Origin of the sequence: Salipiger marinus (assembly GCF_900100085.1) — a bacterium.
Lineage (GTDB): Bacteria > Pseudomonadota > Alphaproteobacteria > Rhodobacterales > Rhodobacteraceae > Salipiger > Salipiger marinus.
Genome location: NZ_FNEJ01000023.1, coordinates 55517 through 80791 on the forward strand (window position 1 = coordinate 55517; position 25275 = coordinate 80791).

The 25275-nt window shown below is 67.6% G+C and carries 28 protein-coding genes; 20 read left to right on the top strand and 8 right to left on the bottom strand.

The window, feature by feature from the left end:
• Positions 1-29 precede the first annotated feature (29 nt).
• Positions 30-494 carry a hypothetical protein gene (locus BLR51_RS20975; protein WP_165616891.1) on the bottom strand — a complete coding sequence of 155 codons (465 nt, stop codon included), beginning with the start codon at positions 492-494 and terminating at the stop codon, positions 30-32.
• Between the two features lie 398 nt (positions 495-892).
• On the opposite strand from BLR51_RS20975, the gene mtgA reads away from it, so the two are divergent.
• The 3 genes from mtgA (at position 893) to queG (ending at position 3575) form a co-directional block, all read left to right on the top strand.
• Positions 893-1636 carry a monofunctional biosynthetic peptidoglycan transglycosylase gene (gene mtgA, locus BLR51_RS20980; RefSeq protein WP_089850653.1) on the top strand — a complete coding sequence of 248 codons (744 nt, stop codon included), beginning with the start codon at positions 893-895 and terminating at the stop codon, positions 1634-1636.
• Positions 1637-1778: 142 nt separating this feature from the next.
• A complete protein-coding gene (gene fzlA, locus BLR51_RS20985) occupies positions 1779-2444 on the top strand; it encodes an FtsZ-binding protein FzlA (protein ID WP_089850656.1) in 666 nt (221 codons plus the stop codon).
• A 69-nt stretch (positions 2445-2513) separates the two neighbouring features.
• The gene (gene queG, locus BLR51_RS20990) at positions 2514-3575 is read left to right on the top strand and encodes a tRNA epoxyqueuosine(34) reductase QueG (RefSeq protein ID WP_089850658.1); all 1062 of its coding nucleotides are present in this window, start codon (positions 2514-2516) and stop codon (positions 3573-3575) included.
• 99 nt (positions 3576-3674) lie between these two features.
• Here queG and BLR51_RS20995 read toward each other — a convergent pair whose 3' ends face one another.
• Entirely contained in the window at positions 3675-4208 is a 534-nt protein-coding gene (locus BLR51_RS20995) for a hypothetical protein (RefSeq protein ID WP_089850660.1), read from the bottom strand.
• Positions 4209-4475: 267 nt separating this feature from the next.
• Between BLR51_RS20995 and msrB the strand changes: the two genes are divergently transcribed.
• The 3 genes from msrB (at position 4476) to BLR51_RS21010 (ending at position 6149) form a co-directional block, all read left to right on the top strand.
• Positions 4476-4925: a peptide-methionine (R)-S-oxide reductase MsrB gene (gene msrB / locus BLR51_RS21000; RefSeq protein WP_089850662.1), complete on the top strand. Its 450-nt coding sequence runs from the start codon at positions 4476-4478 to the stop codon at positions 4923-4925.
• Positions 4922-5428 (top strand): peptide-methionine (S)-S-oxide reductase MsrA, encoded by a 507-nt coding sequence (gene msrA / locus BLR51_RS21005; RefSeq protein WP_089850664.1) that lies wholly within the window; start codon positions 4922-4924, stop codon positions 5426-5428. Before msrB ends, msrA begins: the two co-directional genes overlap by 4 nt.
• A gap of 115 nt (positions 5429-5543) precedes the next feature.
• Entirely contained in the window at positions 5544-6149 is a 606-nt protein-coding gene (locus tag BLR51_RS21010) for an exopolysaccharide biosynthesis protein (protein WP_242656796.1), read from the top strand.
• A gap of 10 nt (positions 6150-6159) precedes the next feature.
• Here BLR51_RS21010 and BLR51_RS21015 read toward each other — a convergent pair whose 3' ends face one another.
• From BLR51_RS21015 to BLR51_RS21025, 3 genes are all read right to left on the bottom strand, one after another.
• Positions 6160-6378, bottom strand: coding sequence for a hypothetical protein (locus tag BLR51_RS21015; protein ID WP_089850668.1), 219 nt, complete (start codon positions 6376-6378; stop codon positions 6160-6162).
• 62 nt (positions 6379-6440) lie between these two features.
• Complete coding sequence (locus BLR51_RS21020; protein ID WP_089850670.1) at positions 6441-7232, bottom strand: metallophosphoesterase family protein; 792 nt, start codon at positions 7230-7232, stop codon at positions 6441-6443.
• Positions 7229-8146, bottom strand: coding sequence for a diacylglycerol/lipid kinase family protein (locus BLR51_RS21025; protein ID WP_242656797.1), 918 nt, complete (start codon positions 8144-8146; stop codon positions 7229-7231). The genes BLR51_RS21020 and BLR51_RS21025 overlap by 4 nt, the downstream gene beginning before the upstream one ends.
• Positions 8147-8496: 350 nt before the next feature.
• Between BLR51_RS21025 and BLR51_RS21030 the strand changes: the two genes are divergently transcribed.
• A complete protein-coding gene (locus tag BLR51_RS21030; protein ID WP_089850674.1) occupies positions 8497-9489 on the top strand; it encodes a YihY/virulence factor BrkB family protein in 993 nt (330 codons plus the stop codon).
• A 249-nt stretch (positions 9490-9738) separates the two neighbouring features.
• Here BLR51_RS21030 and BLR51_RS21035 read toward each other — a convergent pair whose 3' ends face one another.
• Entirely contained in the window at positions 9739-10767 is a 1029-nt protein-coding gene (locus tag BLR51_RS21035) for an AI-2E family transporter (protein ID WP_089850736.1), read from the bottom strand.
• A gap of 147 nt (positions 10768-10914) precedes the next feature.
• Positions 10915-12261 carry an LLM class flavin-dependent oxidoreductase gene (locus tag BLR51_RS21040; RefSeq protein ID WP_089850676.1) on the bottom strand — a complete coding sequence of 449 codons (1347 nt, stop codon included), beginning with the start codon at positions 12259-12261 and terminating at the stop codon, positions 10915-10917.
• Between the two features lie 329 nt (positions 12262-12590).
• Between BLR51_RS21040 and hutI the strand changes: the two genes are divergently transcribed.
• From hutI to hutC, 10 genes are all read left to right on the top strand, one after another.
• On the top strand, positions 12591-13796 hold the full coding sequence (gene hutI, locus BLR51_RS21045) for an imidazolonepropionase (protein ID WP_089850678.1): 1206 nt from the start codon (positions 12591-12593) through the stop codon (positions 13794-13796).
• The gene (gene hutH / locus BLR51_RS21050; RefSeq protein ID WP_089850681.1) at positions 13793-15310 is read left to right on the top strand and encodes a histidine ammonia-lyase; all 1518 of its coding nucleotides are present in this window, start codon (positions 13793-13795) and stop codon (positions 15308-15310) included. Before hutI ends, hutH begins: the two co-directional genes overlap by 4 nt.
• A gap of 23 nt (positions 15311-15333) precedes the next feature.
• On the top strand, positions 15334-17025 hold the full coding sequence (gene hutU / locus BLR51_RS21055; protein WP_089850683.1) for a urocanate hydratase: 1692 nt from the start codon (positions 15334-15336) through the stop codon (positions 17023-17025).
• A complete protein-coding gene (locus tag BLR51_RS21060; RefSeq protein ID WP_089850685.1) occupies positions 17022-18389 on the top strand; it encodes an FAD-binding oxidoreductase in 1368 nt (455 codons plus the stop codon). Before hutU ends, BLR51_RS21060 begins: the two co-directional genes overlap by 4 nt.
• Positions 18390-18559: 170 nt before the next feature.
• Positions 18560-19384, top strand: a complete 825-nt coding sequence (locus tag BLR51_RS21065; protein WP_089850687.1) for a transporter substrate-binding domain-containing protein — start codon at positions 18560-18562, stop codon at positions 19382-19384.
• A 129-nt stretch (positions 19385-19513) separates the two neighbouring features.
• Entirely contained in the window at positions 19514-20158 is a 645-nt protein-coding gene (locus tag BLR51_RS21070; protein WP_089850689.1) for an amino acid ABC transporter permease, read from the top strand.
• A complete protein-coding gene (locus tag BLR51_RS21075; protein ID WP_089850691.1) occupies positions 20155-20823 on the top strand; it encodes an amino acid ABC transporter permease in 669 nt (222 codons plus the stop codon). Before BLR51_RS21070 ends, BLR51_RS21075 begins: the two co-directional genes overlap by 4 nt.
• Entirely contained in the window at positions 20820-21611 is a 792-nt protein-coding gene (locus BLR51_RS21080; protein WP_089850693.1) for an amino acid ABC transporter ATP-binding protein, read from the top strand. The genes BLR51_RS21075 and BLR51_RS21080 overlap by 4 nt, the downstream gene beginning before the upstream one ends.
• 17 nt (positions 21612-21628) lie before the next feature.
• Positions 21629-21883 (top strand): GntR family transcriptional regulator, encoded by a 255-nt coding sequence (locus BLR51_RS28590; protein ID WP_207543673.1) that lies wholly within the window; start codon positions 21629-21631, stop codon positions 21881-21883.
• Positions 21792-22358, top strand: coding sequence for a histidine utilization transcriptional repressor HutC (gene hutC, locus BLR51_RS21085; protein WP_207543674.1), 567 nt, complete (start codon positions 21792-21794; stop codon positions 22356-22358). Before BLR51_RS28590 ends, hutC begins: the two co-directional genes overlap by 92 nt.
• A 45-nt stretch (positions 22359-22403) precedes the next feature.
• Here the strand turns inward: hutC and BLR51_RS21090 are convergent, their stop codons facing one another.
• A complete protein-coding gene (locus BLR51_RS21090; protein WP_089850695.1) occupies positions 22404-22607 on the bottom strand; it encodes a hypothetical protein in 204 nt (67 codons plus the stop codon).
• 192 nt (positions 22608-22799) lie between these two features.
• Between BLR51_RS21090 and BLR51_RS21095 the strand changes: the two genes are divergently transcribed.
• The 3 genes from BLR51_RS21095 (at position 22800) to pqqA (ending at position 25256) form a co-directional block, all read left to right on the top strand.
• Complete coding sequence (locus BLR51_RS21095) at positions 22800-24359, top strand: sensor histidine kinase (protein ID WP_242656798.1); 1560 nt, start codon at positions 22800-22802, stop codon at positions 24357-24359.
• A gap of 9 nt (positions 24360-24368) precedes the next feature.
• On the top strand, positions 24369-25073 hold the full coding sequence (locus tag BLR51_RS21100) for a response regulator transcription factor (protein ID WP_089850699.1): 705 nt from the start codon (positions 24369-24371) through the stop codon (positions 25071-25073).
• A gap of 93 nt (positions 25074-25166) precedes the next feature.
• Positions 25167-25256, top strand: coding sequence for a pyrroloquinoline quinone precursor peptide PqqA (pqqA, locus tag BLR51_RS21105; RefSeq protein ID WP_037266221.1), 90 nt, complete (start codon positions 25167-25169; stop codon positions 25254-25256).
• Positions 25257-25275 lie beyond the last annotated feature (19 nt).

The following is a 25275-nucleotide window of genomic DNA, read 5'->3' on the forward strand; positions in this document are numbered from 1 at the left end:
TTGCGGGGCCCTCTTTTTTGGGACGGGGCTCAGGGGCGTGGCGCCTCGGGGCCGCGATCCTCGGGCTTCGGACCTTTCGGGCCTTTGGGCCCCATGTGGCCGGACATGGCGGGGTGATGCGGCACCGGCTCGGCCTCCGACACCATCTCCGCCAGCGGCTGCGCGGCGCGCAGGCAGGCGTCCACCGGCGTGTCGCCACAGCTCAGGTGCAGTTTGCGCCCGCCGCCAAAATCCACCTTCACCTCGGCGCCGCGCGACCGCTCGCCGTGATGCCTGCCATGCGGCGACATCCCGGCATGCGGGGACATGGAGCCGGGCCGATGCGCTTCGCCCATCGGGGAGGGGCGGGCCCCGGGTGAGTCGGGCGCCTGCGCGGCTGCGGGCGGCGTGGGCGAGGCGGTCTGCGCCGCGACCGGCAGGGCGCTGGCACAGGCCAGCAGGCTGGCGGTCACGAGGGTGGCGGAGGCGGGGCGGGAAAACAGGCTGAACATCACGAGCGAACCTTTCCTTTAAAGAATACAGCAGCATCCGCCACGCGCGGCAGAGCCTGCCAGAACCAACGGCCCGAACGGCCAAGCGGTTCCTTGCCGATCCCTGCGCCCGCTCCAAGTCTCGGCCAGCGGACCCATTGCGACCGAATCTCATCCTTTTGCACAATTTTGACATATTTTCTTGCCGGAATGGCCCTTCTCTCTGATATGATCGGAACAGCCGCCTTGGTCCCGCCGGGCGGCCCGTTCGGTAGTGAGTGGGCACCAGTTCCCAGGGTATGGGGGAGTATCGGACCGTTGTCCTGCGTGGACGCGGAGCCGTCCGCGGGGACAGGGACCCCGCGGCTTCCCCACCCATCGCAGGCTTTATTCGCGGCCTGTGGCCATGTAGATCGGACCACATGGCCCAACGCACACGCTCTTCCAGATCAGGCTCGAAAGCCGCATCCTCCCCGCCTCCGGCGCGCCGCCGTGGCGGACGGGCCCGGCTGCTGCGCCGTCTGGTGCTGGCCGCGCTGGCGGGCGTGCTGCTGATGGTGCTGGCGGTGCTGGCCTATCGCGTGGTGAACCCGCCCGGCACCCCCTATATGTGGATGGAAACCCGCAGGCTCGACGCGCCGGTCGCCTATATCTGGGTGGACGCCGAAGAGGTGGCGCCGGTCCTGCTGCGCGCGCTGGTGGCGGCGGAGGATGCCAATTTCTGCACCCATTGGGGATTCGACATGCGCGCCATCCGCGCCGCCATCGCCTCGGGCGGGCGGCGCGGCGCCTCAACGATCAGCCAGCAGGTGGTCAAGAATGTCTGGCTCTGGCAGGGGCGCAGCTGGCCGCGCAAGGCGCTGGAGGCGATGATGACCCCGCTGGTGGAAGCGCTCTGGCCCAAGCGCCGCATCCTCGAGGTCTATCTCAACGTGGCGGAATTCGGCGATGGCGTCTTTGGGGCCGAGGCCGCCGCCCGGCATTATTTCGGCGTGGCAGCCGCGGATCTGACCGCCGTTCAGGCCGCGCGGCTCGCCGCGATCCTGCCCGATCCCAAGGACCGGTCCGCCGCGCGGCCTTCGGCCTTTGTCGAACGCCGCGCCGCCCAGATCCGGGACGGCGCCGCCACCATCGACCGCGACGGTCGCGCCGCCTGCTTCCAGTAAGGCTTCATCTTGCCCGGCAAACTCCGGGGGTGAATTGGCGAAGCCAAGAGGGGGCAGAGCCCCCTTGCTGTTGAAACCCGCAGCAATTCGCGTCAAACAGGGGAAACACGTTTCTCCCAAACCTTCGGAAGACCTCTTGCCCATGGCCAAGCTTTATCATGTGCCGCTCTCGCCCTTCTGCCGCAAGGTTCGCCTGAGCCTCGCCGAGAAGAAGATCGAATGCGAACTGATCGACGAACGCTACTGGGAAAAGGACGCCGACTTCCTGCGCCGCAACCCGGCGGCCAAGGTGCCGGTGCTGAAGATCGACGGCAAGACCATGGCGGAAAGTGCCGCCATCTGCGAATGGCTCGAAGAGAAATACCCCGAGCCCGCGCTGATGCCGCGCTCTGCCGATGCGCGGTTCGAGGTGCGGCGGCTGGTCGGCTGGTTTGATGACAAATTTCACCACGAGGTCACCTCGAAACTGCTCTACGAGCGGGTGAACAAGAAGATCATGAAGGCGGGCTTTCCTGATTCCGGCAACGTCAAGGCCGGGGCCAAGGCGATCAAGTATCACCTTGATTACCTCGCATGGCTGCTGGACCACCGGCGCTGGCTGGCGGGGGATGTGATGACGCTGGCGGATTTTGCCGCGGCAGCGCATCTGTCCTCGCTGGACTATATCTCGGATGTGGACTGGAACCGCTCTGCGGCGGTGAAGGACTGGTATGCCAAGATCAAGTCGCGCCCGGCCTTCCGCGCGATCCTTGCCGATCAGGTGCCGGGCTTCCCGCCGCCCGCGCATTACGCCGATCTGGATTTCTGATCCCGAGGGGGGCAGGGGGCTCTGCCCCCTCTTGGCTGCGCCAATTCACCCCCGGAGTTTAGGGGCAAGATGAACGAGCAAGGACAGCACGACGATCTGAAGGCGCGGCTGGTGGAAGAGGCACGGGCGGTGGGGTTTTCGTCCTGCCGCATCTGCCGTCCCGGCGACGTGCCGCAGGTCGCGGAGCGGCTGGCGGAGTTTCTGGCGGCGGGGCGCCATGGCCAGATGGGCTGGATGGCGGAGCGCACCGGCTGGCGCGGCGATCCCACCGCGCTCTGGCCCGAGGCGCGGTCGGTGATCATGCTGGCGGAAAACTACGGCCCCGACCATGATCCGCGCGCCGTTCTGGCGCGGCCCGAGCGGGCGGCGGTGTCGGTCTATGCCCAGAACCGCGATTATCATGATGTGGTCAAGAAGCGGCTGAAGCGGCTGGGGCGCTGGCTGATGGCGGCGGCAGAGGCCGAGGCGCCGCAGATCAAGGTCTTTGTCGACACGGCGCCGGTGATGGAAAAGCCGCTGGGGCAGGCGGCGGGGCTGGGCTGGCAGGGCAAGCACACCAATCTGGTCAGCCGCGATCTGGGCTCGTGGTTCTTTCTGGGCTCGATCTTCACCACGCTCGCCCTGCCGGTGGACGGGGCGGAGCGGGATCACTGCGGCAGCTGCCGCGCCTGTCTGGACGCCTGTCCCACCGATGCCTTTCCCGCGCCTTATCAGCTGGATGCGCGGCGCTGCATTTCCTATCTGACCATCGAACATGCGGGGCCGGTGGCGGAGGATCTGCGCCCGCTTCTGGGCAACCGCATCTATGGCTGCGACGACTGTCTGGCCGCCTGTCCGTGGAACAAGTTCGCGGAGCAGGCGGCGGAGATCAAATATCATGCCCGCGATGATCTGCGTGCCCCGGCGCTGGCCGATCTGGCGCGGCTGGACGATGCGGGGTTCCGGGCGCTGTTTTCCGGATCGCCGATCAAGCGCATCGGGCGGGACCGGTTCGTGCGCAACGTGCTTTATGCCATCGGCAATTCCGGGCGGGGCGATCTGCGCGAGGTGGCGCAGGGGCTTTGCGCGGATGCGGATGACACCGTGCGCGATGCCGCGCACTGGGCGGTGGCGCGGCTGGCGCAGGGGTGACCGCGCCGGGCACAGCCCCCCGTGCGGGGGCGCACGGGGGGCTTCCGGGGATACGAGGCAAGTCCCGGGCCTCCGCGCCTGCGCGCGGAACTGGGGCGCTCAGGCGCGGTCGTCGAGCAGAAGCTCCACCGCGCCATCGGCTGTTTCATAGACCCCGATGACCTTGTCGGGCGTCAGCCCCTCGGCCTCGAGCGTCTGGGTGACGGAGTCGTTGTCGGCAAGCCCGGCGCGCAGCACGTCAAGCTGCGGGGTGGCTTCGGTCAGCGCGTCCTGCAGCGCCACTTCGCTTTCCTTGGCCTGTCCGTCCAGATCGCTGAGCCTGCGGGTCTGCACCTCGGTGGCGGAGGCCAGCGTGTCGACATCGGCCATGGCAAGATCGGCGTTGTAGAGCGAGGAAATCAGCTGCCCGTAGCTTTTGGGCGCGTCGGAGGCCAGATCCGCCGTGGTGCTGGGGCCTGCGGCGATGCCGCCGCCGGGCAGGGAGGTTTCGTTTTCGGGCGCGGTGGCGGCGGGCTCGTCCGGGATGGACGGGCTGCGGGTGTCGGTCCCGGCCTCCTGCGCGATGGCGGCGCCGGACAGCGTGGCGGCGGTCAGGACGGCGAGGCCGAACTTGGTCGTCATGCGGATGGTCATGGGCAACTCCTTGCGAATGGGCTGCGGGTCTGCGGGTCCGGGACCAGCCCCGGTGTCATGAGTAGATAAGGCGCGGCGCGCCGGTTCGGATCCCTTGGCCCCGGGCGGCGGCGGCGGTTCGCCGAAATGGCCGGATCGCGGCGGCGGAGCCTCGCCGGTGGCACGCGGGCCTGCTGCCGCTTCACGCCCGCGCGGGGGCGGTGTAACAGGCTTTGAAAACCGGATTGCGCACCCCATCTAGGGGGGAGACTGACTCGGAGGGAGCCCATGGCGACATATCACAAAGACCCCGATGCGATTGCAGCACTCGACCCGGAGCAATACCGCGTCACCCAGCAGAACGGCACCGAACGCCCGGGAAGCGGCGCCTATCTGGGCAACAAGGAGCCGGGCATCTATGTGGACATCGTGTCCGGAGAGCCGCTGTTCGCCTCCTCGGACAAATATGAATCCGGCTGCGGCTGGCCCAGCTTCGTCAAGCCGCTGGAGCCCGCGCATGTGCAGGAACTGCGCGACATGACCCATGGCATGATCCGCACCGAAGTGCGCTCGGCCCATGGCGACAGCCATCTGGGCCATGTCTTTCCAGATGGTCCGGCGGACCGGGGCGGACTGCGCTACTGCATCAATTCTGCCGCGCTGCGTTTCGTGCATCGCGACGACATGGAAGCCGAAGGCTATGGCGCCTGGCTGGATCAGGTGGAGGATGTGGCATGACCGAACGCGCAATTCTGGCCGGGGGCTGTTTCTGGGGCATGCAGGATCTGATCCGCAAGCTGCCGGGGGTGGTGTCAACCCGCGTGGGCTATACCGGCGGCGATGTGGAAAACGCGACCTATCGCAATCACGGCACCCATGCCGAGGCGATCGAGATCACCTTTGACCCGGAGGCAACGAGCTACCGGCGCCTGCTGGAGTTCTTCTTTCAGATCCACGATCCGACCACGCTGAACCGTCAGGGCAATGATCTGGGCCTGAGCTACCGCTCGGCGATCTACTACCTTGACGAGACGCAGAAATCCGTGGCGCTGGACACCATCGCCGATGTGGAGGCCTCCGAGATCTGGCCGGGCCGCGTCGTGACCGAGGTCGAGCCCGCAGGCGCCTTCTGGGAGGCGGAACCGGAACATCAGGATTATCTGGAACGCTTCCCCAACGGCTATACCTGCCATTATCCGCGGCCCGGCTGGGTATTGCCCCGCCGCGCTGCCGCCGAATGACCGTGACCCGGACCCCGGCCTCTGGTCGGGGTCTGGCGCCGGTGGAACCGCGGCAGGGGTCCGCGCGTCTTTGGCCAGACAGATCGGGACCGCGGAGACGGACAGGATGCACAGCATGACACGCGGCGGACCCGCAACCCCGGCGGATCGCCCGGTGGGAGAGATTGTTGACCGGATGGAGCAGGCGGCGCAGGGGCCGAAGGTCAGCGTGCGCGCGCTGATCGAAAGCTTCGGCCAGCGGTCGTTTCTGCCTGCGCTGATGGTGCCCGCGCTGCTGGTGGTGTCGCCGCTGTCGGGGATTCCGCTGTTTTCCTCGATCTGCGGCCTGACCATCGCGTTTATCTCCGGACAGATGCTGGTGTCACGCGATCATCTGTGGCTGCCGGATTTCATCATGGACCGCAGTTTTCGCGGCGACCGGGCGCGGCAGGCGCTGAAGAAGCTGCGCCGCGTCACCGACTGGCTGGACCGCAACGCGCGGGCGCGGCTGCGGGTGCTGACCGCGCTGCCGATGCGCAAGGTGCTGCAGGGGGCCTGCCTGCTTTGCGGCGCGGCGATGCCCTTTCTGGAACTGGTGCCGTTCTCGTCCTCGATCCTTGGCGGCGCGGTGCTGAGCTTTGCCACCGGGCTGCTGGTGCGGGACGGGCTGTTCGCGGTGCTGGGCGCGGCGGTGGTGGCCGCCGCCGTGCTGGTGCCGATGCTGGTGCTGGGCGCGATCTGAACCTTTCGGCTCAGCCCAGCGGGCCGCGCAGGATCAGCGCCAGCCCGGCCAGAAGCACCAGAACCAGAAGCAGGATCACGCCCCGCCGTCCCCTGTCGCGCTCGCGCGGAGCGTGGGGCAATGGCGTGGGCCGGTCGCTGGCGCCTGCGTCGCCGGGACCGGCGCGCACTTCCCGTTTTGTGGAGGAGGGGGCGGGGCGGTCGGGATTCCGGGGCTGGGGGGCGGTCATGACGGGCTCCTTTCAGGATGGTGTCATGACAGGGAAACGCTTCTGTGCGGGCGCGGTTCCGCTCAGGCCGCGCTATGCCAGCCCTGATCGCCGAAGGTGAAGCGCCGCGCGCTGTCTTCGACAAAGCGCCCGCCGCGGGCGACCATGCGGCGCACGGTGATGTCCGGATGCGCGATGTCCAGCACGGCAAAGTCGTTTTCCTGACCGCGCAGCCGGGTCGACAGGCCGGTGCCCACATGCACCTGCAGCACCTGCGCGTGGTTCTTGCGGGACAGGAACGGTTCGGTGCGCCAGCGGTGCAGATGCCCGCTCAGCACCAGATGCGCGCCGCAGTCCGACAGCCGCTCGATGGCGCGTTCGGCATCGCGCATCAGCGATTTCTCCACATCCTCGTCCTGCTCGAAAGGGTGATGCGCCAGCACCACGTTCACGCCTTCGGACTGGGAGAAGATGCGGCAGGCCTGCCGCATCTGCAGCCAGCGCACCCGCCCGCGTTGCCAGCGGAACCGGTCTACGGTGTTGAGCCCCACGACACACAGCCCCTCCTGCTGGTGCGTGGGCATCATGTCGTTGCAGATATAGCGCCGGTAGCGGCCATAGGGCCGCATGAAGCGCAGCCACAGATTGTCCAGCGACACGTCGTGATTGCCGGGCACCGCCATCCACGGGGCGCGCAGCCGGTCAAGGAAGCCGCGCGCGGCGCGATACTGGCTGCGCCGGGCGCGCTGGGTGAAATCGCCGGTCACCGCCACCAGATCGGGCTTGGCGGCGTTAAGCGCGGTGACCAGCGGCAGCAGCAGTTCGGGCGAGGTGCGTCCAAAATGCAGGTCAGAGATATGGGCGATGCGGATCATGCCGCAGTGTCGCCCGCAGGCACGGCCACACGCAACGGGGTATCGCGCAGGCGGAAGGTGATGGGGGAGGTCATCACCTCCTTTTCGCCGTCGCGCGCCACCAGAACGCGGCGCCTGCGGGTTTCCAGCACGATTTCCTGCGCGGCCACGATGTTGAAATCCTCGCCGCGCTGCGCGGTGCCGGTGGCCAGCCGCGCCGCCGCCCGCACCAGATCGCCGCGCCGCGCCCCCTTGGAGGTCAGCAGCACGAAGCGGCCCTTCCGGATCTCCTCGGCCCCGTCCAGATTGAACTGGTCCAGCTGATAGGCGCTGTTGGCGACAAAGGCCAAGGGCGTGCGCAGCAGCTGCTCCTGCCCGTCGATGCGGGCGCGCATCATGAGCGGGCGGCGATAGCCCGCCAGCGCAAGGATCACCGACCAGTAGGCGGCCACGCGCGACCGGCCCCAGCGCTGATAGACGCCTTCGCGGGTGCGCAGGATCATCGGATAGATGCCAAGGCTGGCATTGTTGAGGAAAATCTTGCCGTTCACCTCGCCCAGAGGCAGGTCGCGCAGCACGCCCGTGGCCAGCACCTGCACCGCGCCTTCCATATCCTCGGGGATGTCGAGCCCGCGGGCGAAATAATTGAAGGTGCCCTGAGGGATCACGCCCATGGGCAGGCCCACTTCATGACAGACCGAGGCGACGGCCCCGATGGTGCCATCCCCGCCCGCCGCCACCAGCATGGCGCAGCCGCTGTCGCGCGCCGCCTTGCGGGCGCTGTCGAGGATCGACAGATCCGGCGTCAGGCAGTGGATCTGGGCATCCAGCCCCGCTTCCTCCAGAAGCTGTTCAAGGCGGGCGCGGCGCTGGTCCCCGTCCGCATGAGCGCCGGATTTCTCGTTCAGGATCACGCAGATCTTGGATGGGGGCACGGGGTCTGTTCTCCGATGAATTACCCGGTTCCAACGCCGCGACAGGCCGCGTGGTTCCTTGCGCCGCAAGGGCATGGGCGGGGGGCGTTCCGGCCAGCACCAGCACCAGCAGATAGGTCAGCAGCAGCACGATCTGCAGCGCGATCCGGGGCAGGCGGGGCTGGGGCATCGGGCATCCTTTCATGCTCTGCGCGGGCATTGCGGCCTGCAGCTCCGGCCCGACTCGCGCCGTCTGTCCGGGCCTGCCACGGCTGTCAGGGGTGACCTTTGCCGGGCGCGCCTTAATTAAAGGTTGAAATCATGCCGCACCGCAGCCACCGGGGCGGCATTGCATCTGATAGGGGAACGCCATGACGGAAACGGAGCCGCACAGCCAAGGCACGGGAGCAGCGCCGCAGCACCGGCTGGAAACACGGTCGATCGGCGCGCAGGGCTGGATGCGGGCGCTTTGGCGCACCTACATCCAGATGGACGAGCGCAATCTGGGGTTGATCGCGGCGGGGGTCGGCTTTTACGCGTTCCTGTCGCTGTTTCCGGCCATGGCGGCGGTCATCGCGATCTGGGGCTACTGGGCCGATCCGGTGGCCATATCCGAACAGATGGAGCTGCTGACCGAGGTGGTGCCGGAAGCGGCCTATGAGCTGCTGTCGACACAGGTCACGCAGCTGATCTCTGCCAATGAATCCACGCTGAAATGGGCCTCGATCCTGTCGATCGTGCTGGCGATCTGGTCGGCGCGGGCTTCGGTCGCGGCGCTGATCCGCGGGCTGAACGCCGTCTGCGGCATGCCGCACCGCGCCAATCCCGTGCGGCGGGTGGCGGTGGCCTATGGCATGACAGCGCTTTTGGTGCTGGTCGCGCTGCTGGCCTTTGCCGCCGTGGTCGTGGTGCCGGCGCTGCTGTCCTTCGTCGGGCTGCCTGCCAGCGTCGAGGTGGCAGTGGAAGCCGTCAAATGGCTGGTGCTGCTGGCGGTGATCTATCTCGCCATCGCGCTGGTCTATCGCTACGGCCCCAACCGCAAGCGGACCCGGTCGCGGATGCGCTGGGCGACGCCGGGCGCGGTGCTGGCGGTGCTGGGCTGGGCTGCGGGATCGCTGGCGCTTGCGATCTATGTGCGCAACTTCGGTTCGCTGAACGAGGTCTATGGCTCGCTGGGGGCGGTCGTGGCGCTGCTGATGTGGTTCTATATCAGCGCGCTGGTCACCCTGCTGGGGGCACAGCTGAACGAGGAACTGGAGGCGCAGATGCCCCAGATCCGCGACGCGGCAGAGCCCGACCCCGCTGCGGCGGAGGCCAGCGCAGCCCAGGCCGGAGCGATGATTCCGGGCGGTGAAAATTTTTGAGAAACTTGCGGAACCGCCGCGCGCTCCGGGGGTTATAGGGGCAAGGACACACAAAGTCCTGTCCCTGATCCCCGGGTTACCCCCCTGTCCCGACTTCCCTCATGTGGCCCGGGAATTACCAAGGCCCCGTCCCTCCCCGGACGGGGTCTTTCTTTTTGCCGCAGATGCCTTGGCACCGCCGCGTGTGAGCGGATGCAGAAAGGCCCGCCAGTGCGGCGGGCCTTTTGAGTCTTGGCATAGGCGAAGGGGTCAGCCGTTGCGGATCGGGGCCTCGCCGATGATGTCGAAGAGCTTCAGCAGGATCACCGTGATCGGAATGGCCATGATGCCGCCGAGCGGACCCCAGAACCACAGCCAGAAGATCAGCGCGACAAAGATCAGGAAGGGATTGATGCGGATATGCTTGCCCACCAGCTGCGGCGTGACGAACTGCGCCTCCACCATGTTGCAGCCGAGATAGATCGCCATGGGCACGAAGCTCATGAAGCCGTCAAAGGCCACGATGCCGTTCAGCAGCAGCCCCACCGCCATCGCGGCGGGCCCCAGATACAGCACGAAATTCAGCAGCGCCGCGGCGATGCCCCAGATCGGCGCCCCGGGCATGCCGGTCGCGGCCAGCGCGGCGCCCACCACCAGACCCAGCCCGGCATTGATCATGGAGATCATCGCGAAATACCGCGCCACCGCCGCTTCGGCATTGCAGAACCGGTCAAGGATCATCGCGGTTTCGGTGTTGTTGCCGATGCGATGGGCCAGCCAGTTGTAGATGCTGGCGCGGGTCAGCAGGAAAAAGAACAGCCCGCCCACAAAGACGAGGATCTGCGCCACGACCACCGGCGCAAACATCAGCGCGTCGGTCATGGTGGGCATCGCCTCGGAGGTGGCATCGGCCTCCTCCCGGGCGGCGCCGATCGCCTCCTCCACCTCGTCGATGCCGCGGATCAGGTCGCGGTATTCGAACATCAGTTTCTGGATTTCGAACTTCACCGTCGGGATCCGGTCGATGGCGGCGGTGATATAGGGCTCGGCCAGAAAGCCGAGCGCCGCGACGCTGAAGAAGATCACCACGATCAGCAGCGTGGCGGTGACGCCGCGCGGCAGTCCCAGCCGCTCCACCCGATCCGCCAGCGGGGCAAAGATCACCCCGGTGATGATCGCCAGCAGCAGCGGCGCAAAGATGTTTTCGGCCAGCTTCAGCCCGACAAGGACAGCGACGGTGGCCAGAGCCACCATGCTGACGCGCAGGACGGGATCGGCAAACTGGGGGGTGCGGGTCATCTGGGGGATGAAAAAATGATATGGGTCATGAGCGCCCAACCTGCCTGCCTGCGTTTGGTTCCGTGGTCCCGCGCCCATCTTGCGCGAAGCCTGCGTTTTTCCCGAAGACGAGGGCGGACCCGGCGCGAGACGGACCCGCCCCCGCGATCAGCCGCGCGCGGCGGTGTAGCGGTTGGCGGGCTCGGAAATCCCGAGATTGCCGCGCAGGGTGCGCGCCTCGTATTCGGTGCGGAACAGCCCGCGCCGCTGCAGTTCCGGCACCACCAGCGTGGTGAAATCCTCCAGCGCGGCGGGCAGGGTCGGACACATCAGGATGAAGCCGTCGGCGGCGCGGGTTTCGAACCATTCCTCCATGAAGTCCGCGATCTGCGCCGGGGTGCCGGTGATGCCGTTGCCGGTATGGCGGCGCGCGTAATGGGTGATCAGCTCGCGCAGGGTGTGGCCCTTGGTCACGAACTCCTTCAGCTCCTCGAACAGCGCCTGCGATCCCTTGGCGCGTTCGGGCATCCGGTCAATGGGGAAGGGCCGGTCCAGATCGGCGCCGTGCAGGTCGGTCTCCAGAAACTCTTGCAGCATCAGCAGGCCCACATCGGGATGCATCAGGTCGACAAGCTGCTGCGCGCGGGCCTCGGCCTCGGCCTCGGTCGCGCCCACGTTGAGCACGATCCCCGGCATGATCTTCAGATCCTCCTCGGCCCGGCCATATCTGGCCATGCGCGCTTTGACATTGGCGTAAAAGGCGCGGCTGCGGTCGATATTTGAGGCAAGCGAGAACACCATCTCGGCGGTGCGCGCGGCAAGCTCCATCCCCGGCTCGGACCCGCCCGCCTGCGCGATCACGGGGCGGCCCTGCGGGCTGCGCGCCATGTTCAGCGGGCCGCGCACCTGAAAATGTTTGCCGACATGGTTCAGCAGGTGCAGCTTGTCCTTGTCATGATAAAGCCCGCTCTCGCGGTCCAGCAGCAGCGCATCCGGCTCGAAACTGTCCCACAGCCCGAACACCACATCGACAAATTCCTCGCAGCGCTCATAGCGTTCGGAATGCGGCGGCAGCCCGTCGCGGTTGTAATTGTAGCCGGTCTCGTCATGGTCAGAGGTCACGACGTTCCAGCACATCCGCCCGCCCGAGATGTGATCCGCCGACCCGAAAAGCCGCGCGATGTTGTAAGGCTCATAATACGAGGTGGAGGCGGTGGCGACAAAGCCCAGCCGATCGGTGTGCTGCGACAGCGCGGTGATGGCGGTGATCGGCTCGAACCGGTTCATCTTGGTGGGCTGGCGCGCCAGCGCCTCGGGCGCCCCCACGGAGGCGGCGGGGCTGTCGGCGAAAAACATGAAGTCGAGCTTGGCCGCTTCAGAGAGTTTCGCCACCTTGATCAGATGCGACAGATCATTGGCGCCGCGCACGTCGCTGCCCGGATGGCGCCACGCGGCGGGATGGAAGCCGAATGTATAGACAAATGTGCCAAGCTTGAGTTTGTCGCTGCGTGCCATGGGCCGGCCTCCGGAACTGCCGCTGAGGGGAAAGGATGGCGCCAAGTATGGCGAGGTGCCGCGCGCCCGCAAGCCTCTGCTGACCAATCGCGGCCCCGGCGCCCGCAGCCCCTGATTTCCATCGGCGGCAAATATCCCGGGGGAGTCCGCGGCACGCGGACGGGGGCAGAGCCCCCTCTTCTCTCCTTTGCCCGCCCAAGCGCACAGGAACAGAGCCCCTCTGCCTGAAAATTGATCACCCGGTGCGCGGAACGGGCAGGGGGGCAAGGCCTCGATTGACAGGATTTATATTGTCTAGACATAATGAGGGACAAGCCGGGAGAATCGACATGACAGACAGAAGGCTGCTGCGCGGGGGCACCCTCGTCACGCTGGACGGGGCTGCGGGATACGGGCTGATCCCCGCTGGCGCCGTGGCGCTGGAAGATGGAATGATCCGCTGGGTGGGGCCAGAGGCCGACCTGCCCGACAGCTATGCCAACTGGCCCGCCACGGCGCTGGAGGGGCGGCTGGTCACGCCGGCGCTGATCGACTGTCACACCCATCTGGTTTACGGCGGCTCGCGCGCGGCGGAATTCGAACTGCGGCTGACCGGCACCTCTTACGAGGAGATCGCACGGCAGGGCGGCGGCATCGCCGCCACCGTCCGCGCGACCCGGGAGGCGTCAGAGGCGGATCTGATCGCGCAGGCGCTGCCCCGGCTCGACGCGATGCTGTCCGAAGGCGTCAGCATGGTGGAGATCAAGTCCGGCTACGGGCTCGATCAGGACACCGAACTGCGCATGCTGCGGGTGGCACGGCGGCTGGGGCAGCTGCGCCCGGTGCGGATCCGCACCACCTTTCTCGGCGCCCATGCGCTGCCCCCCGGCTGGACGGGCACGCGGGCCGAGTATCTGCGCGACATCTGCCTGCCCGCGCTGCGTGCCGCCCATGCCGAAGGGCTGGTGGATGCGGTGGACGGGTTCTGCGAAGGCATCGCCTTTTCCGCATCCGAGCTTGCCGTGGTCTTCGCCGAGGCGCGCAGGCTGGGTCTGCCGGTCAAGCTGCATGCCGAACAGCTGTCGCATCAGGGCGGCATCGCGCTGGCGGCGGATCACGGCGCGCTGTCGGCGGATCATGTGGAATATGCCACCGAGGACGACGCGCGGCGCATGGCCAAGGCGGGGATGGTGGCGGTGCTGCTGCCCGGCGCCTTTTACGCCCTCCACGAAACGCAGGCGCCCCCGGTTGCGGCCTTCCGTGCCCATGGCGTGCCCATGGCGCTGTCCACCGACGCCAATCCCGGCACCTCGCCGCTGACCTCGCTGCTGCTGGCGATGAACATGGGCTGCACCCTGTTCCGCCTCACCCCCGAGGAAGCCCTGCGCGGCGTCACCACCCATGCCGCGCGGGCGCTGGGGCTGACGGATACCGGGCGCCTCGCGCCGGGCCTGCGGGCCGATCTGTGCATCTGGAACACTGACCATCCTGCCGAGCTGTCCTATCGCATCGGCTTCAACCCGCTTCACACCCGCATCTTCGGAGGCTCCGCATGATCCTGACCCCCGGCGCCACCACATTGGCGCAGCTTGAAACGCTCTGGCGCAGCGAGGCTGCGGCGCGGCTCTGCGACAGCGCGCGTCCGGGCATCGCGGCTTCGGCGGCGCATGTGGCGCGGGCCGCTGCGGGCGATGTGGCGATCTATGGCGTCAATACCGGCTTCGGCAAGCTCGCCTCGGTCCGCATCGCGGCGGCGGATACTGCGACGCTGCAGCGCAACCTGATCCTGTCGCATTGCTGTGGCGTGGGCGATCCGCTGCCGCGCGCCACCACCCGGCTGATGATGGCGCTGAAGCTGCTCAGCCTCGGTCGCGGCGCCTCCGGCATCCGGCCCGAAACCGTGGATCTGATCGAGGCGATGCTGGCGCGGGGCGTGACCCCGGTGGTGCCGGGGCAGGGCTCGGTCGGGGCGTCGGGCGATCTGGCGCCCTTGGCGCATATGACCGCCGTGCTGATCGGCGCGGGGCAGGCGGAGCTGGAGGGCGCCGTGCTGCCCGGGGCCGAGGCGCTGGCCCGTGCCGGGCTGGCGCCGGTCGTTCTGGGCGCCAAGGAGGGGCTGGCGCTGATCAACGGCACGCAGTTTTCCACCGCGCTGGCGCTGGTGGGGCTGTTCGACGGCTGGCGCTGCGCGCAAAGCTCCATCGTCACCGCCAGCCTGACCACCGATGCCATCATGGGATCGACCGCCCCCACAAGGCCCGAAATTCACAGCCTGCGCGGCCATCGCGGCCAGATCGAGGTGGCAGCGGGCATCCGCACGCTGATGGACGGGTCAGAGATTCGCGAAAGCCATCGGATCGGCGACAGCCGCGTGCAGGATCCCTATTGCATCCGCTGCCAGCCGCAGGTGGCGGGGGCGGCCATCGACCTGTTGCGCTTTGCCGCGCAGACGCTGGAGATCGAGGCGAACGCCGTCACCGACAACCCGCTGGTGCTGGGGTCGGGCGACATCGTGTCGGGCGGCAATTTCCATGCCGAACCGGTGGCCTTTGCCGCCGACCAGATCGCGCTGGCGCTGTCGGAAATCGGCGCCATCGCGCAGCGCCGCGTGGCGCTGATGGTCGACCCGGTGCTGAGCCATGACCTGCCGCCCTTCCTGACGCCGGAACCGGGGCTCAATTCCGGGTTCATGATCGCCGAGGTGACCACCGCAGCGCTCATGTCGGAGAACAAGCATCTGGCCAATCCCTGCTCCACCGACAGCACGCCGACATCCGCCAATCAGGAGGATCATGTGAGCATGGCCGCCCATGGCGCACGGCGGCTGGGGCAGATGACCCGCAACCTGCAGGTGATCCTTGGGGTGGAGGCGATCTGCGCCGCGCAGGGGGTCGAATTCCGCGCGCCGCTGCGGACCTCGCGCGCCCTGCAGCGGGTGGTGGCGGCGCTGCGCGCCCATATCCCGCCGCTGGAGGGCGACCGCTATCTGGCCGACGACCTGACCACCGCCGCGGGGCTCGTGCGCGATGGTGCGCTGCTGAGTGCCGCAGGCCTTGAGACCCCGATCTGATCCCGTTCCCGAGGAGTTCCGCCATGACCAACCCCCGCCACAACCAGCGCGACGTCTACCCCGCCACCGGGACCGAGATCACCGCCAAAAGCTGGCTCACCGAAGCGCCGATGCGGATGCTGATGAACAACCTGCACCCTGATGTGGCCGAGAACCCGCATGAGCTGGTGGTCTATGGCGGCATTGGCCGCGCCGCCCGCACATGGCAGGATTTCGACCGCATCGTCGCCGCGCTGAAGGATCTGGAAGAGGACGAGACGCTGCTGGTGCAGTCGGGCAAGCCCGTGGGCGTGTTCCGCACCCATCCCGACGCGCCGCGCGTGCTGATCGCCAATTCCAACCTTGTGCCGCACTGGGCCAACTGGGACCATTTCAACGAGTTGGATAAGAAGGGGCTGGCCATGTATGGCCAGATGACCGCCGGATCGTGGATCTATATCGGCGCGCAGGGCATCGTGCAGGGCACTTACGAGACCTTCGTGGAAGCCGGGCGCCAGCATTACGGCGGCGATCTGCGCGGCAAGTGGATCCTGACCGGGGGGCTGGGCGGCATGGGCGGCGCGCAGCCTTTGGCTGCGGTGATGGCGGGGGCCTGCTGTCTGGCGGTGGAATGCGACGAGACCCGCGCCGATTTCCGCATCCGCACCCGCTATTGCGACGAAAAGACCCGCGATCTGGACGAGGCGCTGGCGATGATCGACCGCTGGACCAAAGCCGGAGAGGCGAAATCCGTGGCGCTGATCGGCAATGCGGCGGATGTCTTCCCCGAACTGGTGCGCCGCATGAAGGCCGGAGAGGGGCTGCCGAACGGGCGCCCGGACATCGTGACCGACCAGACCTCGGCCCATGATCCGGTGCATGGCTACCTGCCGCAGGGCTGGACCGTGGCCGAATGGCGCGAAAAGCAGGAAAGTGACCCAAAAGCGGTGACACGGGCCGCCAAGGCTTCGATGCGGGTGCATGTGGCGGCGATGGTGGATTTCTGGAACGCCGGGGTGCCGACGCTGGATTATGGCAACAACATCCGTCAGATGGCGCTGGAAGAGGGGCTGGAAAACGCCTTTGCCTTCCCCGGCTTCGTGCCCGCCTATATCCGCCCGCTGTTCTGTCGTGGCGTGGGGCCGTTCCGCTGGGCGGCGCTGTCGGGCGATCCCGAGGACATCTACCGCACCGATGCCAAGGTCAAGGAACTGATCGACGACCCGCATCTGCACAACTGGCTGGACATGGCGCGCGAGCGCATCGCGTTTCAGGGCCTGCCCGCGCGGATCTGCTGGGTGGGGCTGGGGCTGCGCCACAAGCTGGGCCTTGCCTTCAACGAGATGGTGCGCACCGGCGAACTGAAGGCGCCCATCGTCATCGGGCGCGACCATCTGGACAGCGGATCGGTGGCGAGCCCCAACCGCGAGACCGAAGCGATGAAGGATGGATCCGACGCGGTGTCGGACTGGCCGCTGCTGAACGCGCTGCTCAACACCGCAAGCGGCGCCACCTGGGTCAGCCTGCATCATGGCGGCGGCGTGGGCATGGGCTTTTCCCAGCATTCCGGCATGGTGATCTGCTGCGACGGCACCGAGGCGGCGGACAGGCGGCTGGCGCGCGTGCTGTGGAACGATCCCGCCACCGGGGTCATGCGCCATGCCGATGCGGGCTATGACATCGCACTCGACTGCGCGCGGGAACACGGGCTGAAGCTGCCGGGGATCCTCGGATGAGCTTTGCCGCTGCTTCCGCCGCACTGGACGCCGCCTTTCCCGGGCGCATCGACCGTGGGCAGGCGGTGCGTGACCAGCATGGCGCAGGGGACAGCTGGCATCCGGTGGCCCCCCCCGACGCGGTGTTCCAGCCCGTGAGCACCGAAGAGGTGGCGCAGGCGGTGCGGATCTGTGCCGCCCATGGCTGCCCCATCGTGCCCTTCGGCGCGGGCAGCTGCATCGAAGGGCAGGTGAACGCCACGCAGGGCGGGCTGTGTCTGGATCTGTCGCGCATGGACCGCATCCTGCGCCTCAGCGCGCCGGACATGGACGTGACCGTAGAGGCGGGGCTGACCCGGCAGCGGCTCAACGAGGATCTGCGCGCCACCGGCCTGTTCCTGCCCATCGACATCGGCGCCCATGCCACGCTGGGGGGCATGGCCTCCACCCGGGCGTCGGGGACGATGACGGTGCGGCATGGCACCATGGCCGATCTGGTCATGGGGCTGACCGTGGTGCTGCCCGATGGCGAGGTGATCCGCACCGGCGGGCGGGCGCGCAAATCCGCCTCTGGCTATGATCTGACCCATCTGTTTGTCGGCTCCGAAGGCACGCTGGGCGTCATCACCGAACTGACGCTGCGGCTGACCGGCATCCCCGAGGCGGCGAAGGCCGGGCTTTACAGCTTTGCCGATCTGCAGGCGGCGACCGACACGGTGGTGGAGGCGCTGCAGTTCGGCCTGTGCCTGAACCGGATCGAACTGATGGACGCGCTGCAGATGCGCGCGATCAACGCCTTTAACGGCACCGATCTGCCGGAGATGCCGACGCTGCTGGTGGATCTGACCGGCAGCGCCGCGCAGGTCGACACCGACCGCGCCACCTTTGCGGCGCTGGCGCAGGATCACGGCGCCACGGTGCATCCGGTGGACACGCCCGAGGCCTATGCCCATGTCTGGGCGCTGCGGCATTCCGCGCTTTATGCCGCGCGGGGGCTGCGGCCGGGGGCGAGTTCGCTCTCCACCGATGTCTGCGTGCCGGTGTCGGACCTGCCGGGGCTTGTGGCCGGGATCACCGCAACGCTGCAGGCCGAAGGGCTGGTGGCGCCGATGCATGGCCATGTGGGCGACGGCAATTTCCATCTGGTGATGCTGTTCGATCCCGCTGATGCCGAGGAGATGGCGCGGGTGCAGCGGGTGCATGGTGAACTGGTCCATCGCGCGCTGGCGCTGGGCGGCACCGCCACCGGCGAGCATGGCGTGGGGCTGGGCAAGAAACCCTATATGGAGGCGGAGCATGGCGCCGCGCTGGCGCTGATGAAGCGGCTGAAGGTGGCGGTCGATCCGCAGAACCTGATGAATCCGGGCAAGATTTTCGACATCTAAGAGCTGCCCTTCGCCCGTTTTTTGGGCAGTGCCCTGAATTTGCTCAGGGGCTGCTGCGGCGAAGCGGCGGGAAGGATTGACAGGGCGGGCAGAAGCAGAGTTCTTTTGTCTAGTCAAAACAAAGCCCCGGCACGGCCAAGGGGCAGATCCACACAGGGAGAATACCGCACATGCGCAACCGAGTCATCTCTGCCCTTGCGGGCGCGGCCCTGCTTCTGGGCGGCACCGTCGCCGCCCATGCGCAGGACGCACTGGAACGGGTCACCGCTGCGGGCGTGCTGAAGGTCGGCACCGAAACCGCCTTTGCCCCGTTCGATTTCATCGACGCGGGCACCCATACCGGGCTCAACATGGATGTCTTCGCCGAGATCGGCAAGGAACTGGGCGTGGAGATCGAATGGGTCACGCTGGACTGGGCAGGCGTGCTGCCGGGTCTGGAAGCGGGCCAGTTCGACATGGTCGCCGGTCCCGCCACCGTCACCGCCGCCCGGATGGAGCGTTACCGCTTCACCCCGCCGATCGCCGAGGCCACCGTGGCGCTGCTGAAATCCGCCAAGGATGACAGCATCACCAAGCCCGAGGACATCGCGGGCAAGGCCGTGGGCGCCGGTCACGCCACCGCCCAGCTGGCGCAGCTGATCGCCTATGGCGAGACGCTGCCGACCGCCCCCGAGGCCAAGGAATACGTCTCCTTCAACGAAGCCTATGCCGATCTGGCCGCAGGCCGCATCGCCGGTGTCGCCAATTCGCTGCCCAACATCGCCTTTGTCGCGCAGCAGCGCCCCGAGGTGTTTGCCGTGGTGGAGCCCGCCTTCGGCACCAAGACCTATTTCGCCTATCCGGGCCTCAAGGATGACGACCACGCCTCGCTGATGGATGCCATCGACGCCGCCATCCTGAAGATGAAGGGCGACGGCCGTCTGGCGGATCTGCAGCAGAAGTGGTTCGGCACCACCTTCGACACGCCCGATGCCGTGACCGAGCCGAATATCTAAGCCCGGTCCCTGCCGGTCCGGCCCACCCGGACCAGCATCTTCGGCCTGACCGGCGGTGGTCACCTCCCGACTGCCGCCGGTCTTTTCTTCCCTCCCTCGCGGATCTCCTCCGCGCCGCTTGAGACGGACATGAGCTGGAAACTTTTCTCCCTGCTGCTTGAGGCGTCGCTGATGACGATCTTTGTCAGCACGATCTCCATCCTGATCGGTCTGGTGCTGGCGATCCTTCTGTCGGCGGCGAACCTGTCCGGCATCCGCCCGCTGCAATGGGGCGGGAAATTCTTCATCTCCTTCTTCCGGGGCACGCCGCTGCTGGTGCAGCTGCTGCTGCTTTACAACCTGCTGCCGGTCATGGGCATCCAGATGCCGTCGCTGGCCACCGCCATTCTGGGACTGTCGCTGTGCACCGCCGCCTATCAGGCCGAGAACCTGCGCGGCGGGTTCGAGGGCGTGCCGCGCGGGCTGGTGGAAAGCGCCGACATGGCCGGATTTTCCCCCGCCCAGACATTTTTCCACATCCGGGTGCCCATCGCGCTGCGCCTGACCCTGCCCGCGCTCATCAACGAGGCCATCCTGATCCTGAAGGCGTCGTCGCTGGTGTCGGTGGTGGGGCTGGTGGAACTGACGCGCATGGCGCAGAACCTTGTCGCTTCGACCTTCATGCCGCTGGAGCTTTATGCCTCGGCGGGGCTGATCTATCTGGTCATCAACCTGACGGTGGCGGTGCTGGGCCGACAGCTGGAACAGCGCCTTCCCGGAGCACCGGCCAAATGAACTTTGACCTGAACGTCATCCTGTCAAAACAGGACGAACTGCTTTACGGCATCGCGGTCACGATCTTTGTCTGGGTCGTGGGCACGCTGGCCAGCGCCGCCCTGGGCTTTGTGATCGCCACCGCGCGGCGCTATGGCGGGGTGCTGGTGGACCGGGCGCTGGCGGTGCCGGTGGAGGTGATCCGCGGCACGCCCTTTCTGGTGCAGCTGTTCCTGCTCTATTTCGGCGGGCCCTATATCGGGCTGTCGCTGGATGCGCTGCCCGCCGGTCTGCTGGCGCTGTCGATCTATGGCTCGGCCTATTTCTCGGAAATCTTCCGCGCGGGCTATCAGTCGGTGCCGCCGGGCCATGTGGAGGCGGCGGAAACGCTGGGCTTCACCCGCGGACAGGTGATCCGGGTCATCCTGCTGCCGGAAATGGCGCTGCTGGTGCTGCCGCCCTCGGTCAACATGGCGATCATCCTGCTGAAGGAAACGGCGCTGCTGTCGCTGATCACCGTGCCCGAGATGACCATGACCGCCTCGGCCATCGGGTCGCAGGAATACGCCTTTGTCGAGGCGATGCTGCTTCTGGCGCTGACCTACTGGATCCTCGTCGAACTCGCCGGGCTGCTGGGGCGGCTCGCGGAAAAGAAACTCTCAAGATACAGGCTGGCCAAGGCATGAGCGATACGGCGATTTCCGTTCAGCATCTGGTGAAACGCTTCGGCACGACCACCGTGCTGGACGACATCACCCTGCAGATCCCGCGCGGGCAGGTGTCCTGTCTGATCGGCCCCTCCGGGTCGGGAAAATCCACCCTGCTGCGCTGCATGGCCTTTCTGGAAGAGGCGACCGAGGGCTCGATCTTCATCGAGGGCGATCCCTTGGGCTTTGTCTATGACGGGACGGGCAAGCGGCAGCGGCAGGCGGCGTCAGAGCTGCGGCGGGTGCGGTCGCGCATCGGCATGGTGTTCCAGCAGTTCAACCTGTGGCCGCACATGACCGCCCTTGGCAACGTGGCCGCGGCCCTGCGCCGGGTGCGCGGCCTGTCCCGGTCCGAGGCCGAGGCCAAGGCGCTGGCGCAGCTGACCAAGGTGGGGCTGGAAAACCGGGCGGGGCATTACCCTTCGCAGCTGTCGGGGGGGCAGCAGCAGCGCGTCGCCATCGCCCGCGCGCTGGCGCTGGAGCCCAAGATCATGCTCTTTGACGAGGCGACATCGGCGCTTGATCCCGAACTGACGGGCGAGGTGCTGAACGTGATGCGCGGGCTGGCCGAAGAGGGCATGACCATGGTCGTGGTCACGCACGAGATCGGCTTCGCCGCCACCGTGGGCAGCCAGCTCAGCTTTCTGGATCAGGGGCGGCTGCTGTTCACCGGCCCGCCTGCCGAGGTGTTCGCCAAGCCGCGCCATCCGCGGCTGGAGCAGTTTCTGGACACCTATCTGGACCGCGGCGCCTCGACCCTGGTCTGAGGGGGCGCTGATCCGACATGGCCGCCGCCGCATCTCCTCGCCTGTCCCTGCATGACCGCATCCTGTCGGATCTGGAAAGCCGGATCCTGTCCGGGGCGTGGCCGCCCGGCCATCGCATCCCCACCGAACAGGAACTGCGCCAGACCTACGGCTGTTCGCGGATGACGGTGAACAAGGTAGATGACCCAGCTGGCCAATGCCGGGCTGGTGCTGCGGCGGCGCAAGACCGGGTCCATCGTCATGCCGCAGAAATCGCAGACCGCGATTCTTGAAATCAAGGACATCCGCGAGGAGGTGACGGCGCGCGGCGGCATCTACCGCCACGAGATCCTGACCCGCAGCACCCGCCCCGCCACCGACAGCGATGCCGCCCGGCTGGGGGTGGATGCCGCGCAGCCGCTGCTGGTGCTGGACTGCCTGCATCTGAGCGACGAGGCGCCGTTCTGTCTGGAAGAGCGGGTCATCAACCTGTCCGTGGCGCCCGAGGCGGCGGAGGAAAGCTTTGCCGCCATGGCGCCGGGGGTCTGGCTGCTGCGGCACATCCCGTGGAACGAGGCAGAGCACCGGATCGCCGCCGTGGGCGCGCAGGCCCCGGTGGCGGCGCTGCTGGATCTGGAGGCGGGCACGCCCTGTCTGGTGATGGAGCGGCGCACATGGCGTCAGGGGGAGCCGGTGACGGCGGTTCGGCTGACGTATCCGGGCGCTGCCAACACGCTGAGCGCGCGGTTCACCCCGTCGCAGGGCTAGGGATCCACGCGGCCGGCCCTCCCGATCGGGCCGCGGGGATCGGGGTCAGATGGTCTTTTCGCCGGGCATGTGGCTGCGGCAGCGCCACCCGGTCACGCGGTAGCTGGGATGGGTTTCCACCCAGCGCGCCAGTTCCGGCTGCGCGCCCATCAGGCAGGCCATGGGCGTCAGGTCGGTGTAAAGCAGGCTGCGCTGCTGGCATTGGTCGGGCGCTGTGCTGAGACAGGCCACGAAAAGAAGTTCGATCATGGAGCACCTCTGTCAATTGCGGCAAATGTCGTCATAGTGAATCTGGCCGGAATTTCCTAAACCTGAGTTCACAGGATCGCGCGGAGAATGCTGCGATGCAGCAATCTGGCCAAATTTGCGCAGCCCGGTGATGCCGTGCCCGAACAACAGGCAAGTCTAGGACAAGAGGCCCTCTTGGCAAGGACGCATTCCGTGTCACTCAGAACCCGGCTGGTGCTGGGGGCGGCGCTGCTGGGGGCGGCGGCCCTGCTGACGGCGGGGCTGCTGGTGCTGGGGCTGGGCAATGTCTCGGACCGGCTGGGTGCTGCGCTTGCCGCCGAAAAGCGGGTGGAACGTCATGCGGCGCTGTCGTCGCAGGCGGCAAGCTTTCTGGTGGTGGCGACCGAGGCGGTGCAGAGCGAACCCGATGCGGCGGCGCGGCTGGCCCGGATGGATCCGGCGGTGCGCGCGCTGGAGGACACGTTTGTCCGGCTGCGCCGCGATCTGGAACAGGCGGTCGGCGAACAGGCGGCGCTGGGGCTGGACGCGCAGTCGCGCCGCGCCACGCAGAGCCTTGGGCTGGCCCGGATGGAGGCGCTGCTGCGCAGCACGCTGGACGGGCTGGCGGCGACGGGCCCGCGCGAGCGGCTGCAGGCCTCGCTCGACCGTTTCGCCAGCGGGTTCGACATGCTGCTGAATGAGGCGGTCAGCGACGAACTGCGCGCCCGCGCCATGGTCCTGCGCGGCATCGACGAGATGCGGGCGCGGCTGACGCTGTGGGCCGGGCTGATCGCGCTTGCGGTGCTGGCGCTGCTGGGGCTGTTCGTCTTCGGGCTGGTGCGCCCGCAGCTGCGGCGGCTGGATCTGCTGATGGGGGCGGCGCGGCAGATCGGGCGGGGGGATTTTGCGCTGGCTCTGCCCGAAGGTCCGCGCGACGAGATCGGCACGCTGTTCACCGAAACCCGGCGCATGGCGGGTGCACTGGCAGAACGCAGCGCCACCGTGGAGGCGGAATGGGCGCGGCTGAACGAGACCATCGCGGCGCGCACGGCGGAACTGCGCGAGGCCAATGCCCGGCTTGCCCGCATCGATGGCGACCGCCGCCGGTTCTTTGCCGATATCAGCCACGAACTGCGCACGCCGCTGACCGTCATCCTGATGGAGGCGCAGCTGGGCCGCGCGGGCACGCCGGAACCGCAGGCGGCCTTTGCCACGATCGAGGCACGGGCGCTGCGGCTCAACCGCCGGATCGACGATCTGTTGCGGGTGGCACGGTCCGAAAGCGGGCAGCTTGCGCTGGACCGCGCGCCCTTTGATCTGGGGCAGGCGGTGACCGAGGCGCTGGAGGAAACGCAGGCGGAACTGCGCGCGGCAGAGATGGCGGTGCATCTGCCCCCGCTGCCGCAGGTTCAGGTGCTGGGCGACCGCAACTGGGCGCGGCAGGTGATCGCCGGGCTGATCCGCAACGCCATCCGCCACGCCCGCAGCGGCGGCCATCTGGCGCTGCGCCTGTCGCCCGAAGGCGAGGTGGCGGTGATCGACAACGGCCCCGGCATTCCGCCCGACCGGCAGGCGGGGCTGTTCGACCGTTTCGCCCAAGGTGACGGGCCCGCGCGCGGCGAAGGCTTCGGCATCGGTCTTGCGCTGACGGCATGGGTGATGCAGGCGCAGGGCGGGCAGGTCAGCCTGCAGAGCCCGGTGCCGCGCGCCGAGGCGCTGGGGCAGGCGCCGGGCACAAAGCTGTGCGTGGCATTGCCCCGGGCCGCGGGCTAGGATCCGGACATGACCAACGCGACCTCCATCCTGATCGTGGATGACGATCCCGAAATCACCTCGGCCCTTGCGCGGGGGCTGGCGCTGCACGGCTATGCCACGCTGGTGGCGCATCGCACCGAAACCGCGCTGGACCATCTGCGCCGCGCGCTGCCCGGGGCCGCCATCGTCGATGTGATGCTGGGCGGCGAAAGCGGGCTTGATCTGGTGCGCGCGCTGCGGGCCGAAGGCCATGGCCTTCCGGTGGTGATGCTGTCGGCGCTGTCGGATGTGGAGGACCGCGCCGCCGGGCTGGAGGCGGGGGCGGATGATTACATCGTCAAACCGTTTTCCTTCGACGAACTCGTCGCCCGGCTGAAGGTGCAGGAACGCCGCTCAGAGGCGGCGCGCCCCCGTCCCGTGCTGCTGGATCCGGCGCGCCGCCTGCTGTCCGATGGCCGCCGCGAGGTGGCGCTGACCGACCGGGAATGCGCGCTGCTCTGCCATCTGGTCGACCATGCGGGGACGGTGCAAAGCCGGGGTGCGATTTTTGACGCCCTCTGGGCCTCTGACGGAAGCAGCGCCGAAAACGTGGTGGATGTCTATCTGGGATACCTGCGCCGCAAGCTGGCGCCGATGGAAGATTTCGGGTTCGACATCAAGACCTTGCGCGGGCGCGGCTTTGTTCTGGAAGGCCGGGCGCCGGGTTACGGACGGCTGAGCATTGCGACCTAAGTCCCGGTCGCTCTTAGAGATTAAGAATTGCTTGGAATCGTCGGGCTGACGACTATGTAAAGACTGGCAACGACCTTCTGAAGGAGAAACACCATGGCCTGGACCAAGCCTGTGATCCGCGAAATCGAATGCGGCATGGAAATCAACATGTACGGACCGGAAGAGGACGGCGTCCTGTTCTGATCCCTTGCGCGCGGAGGCC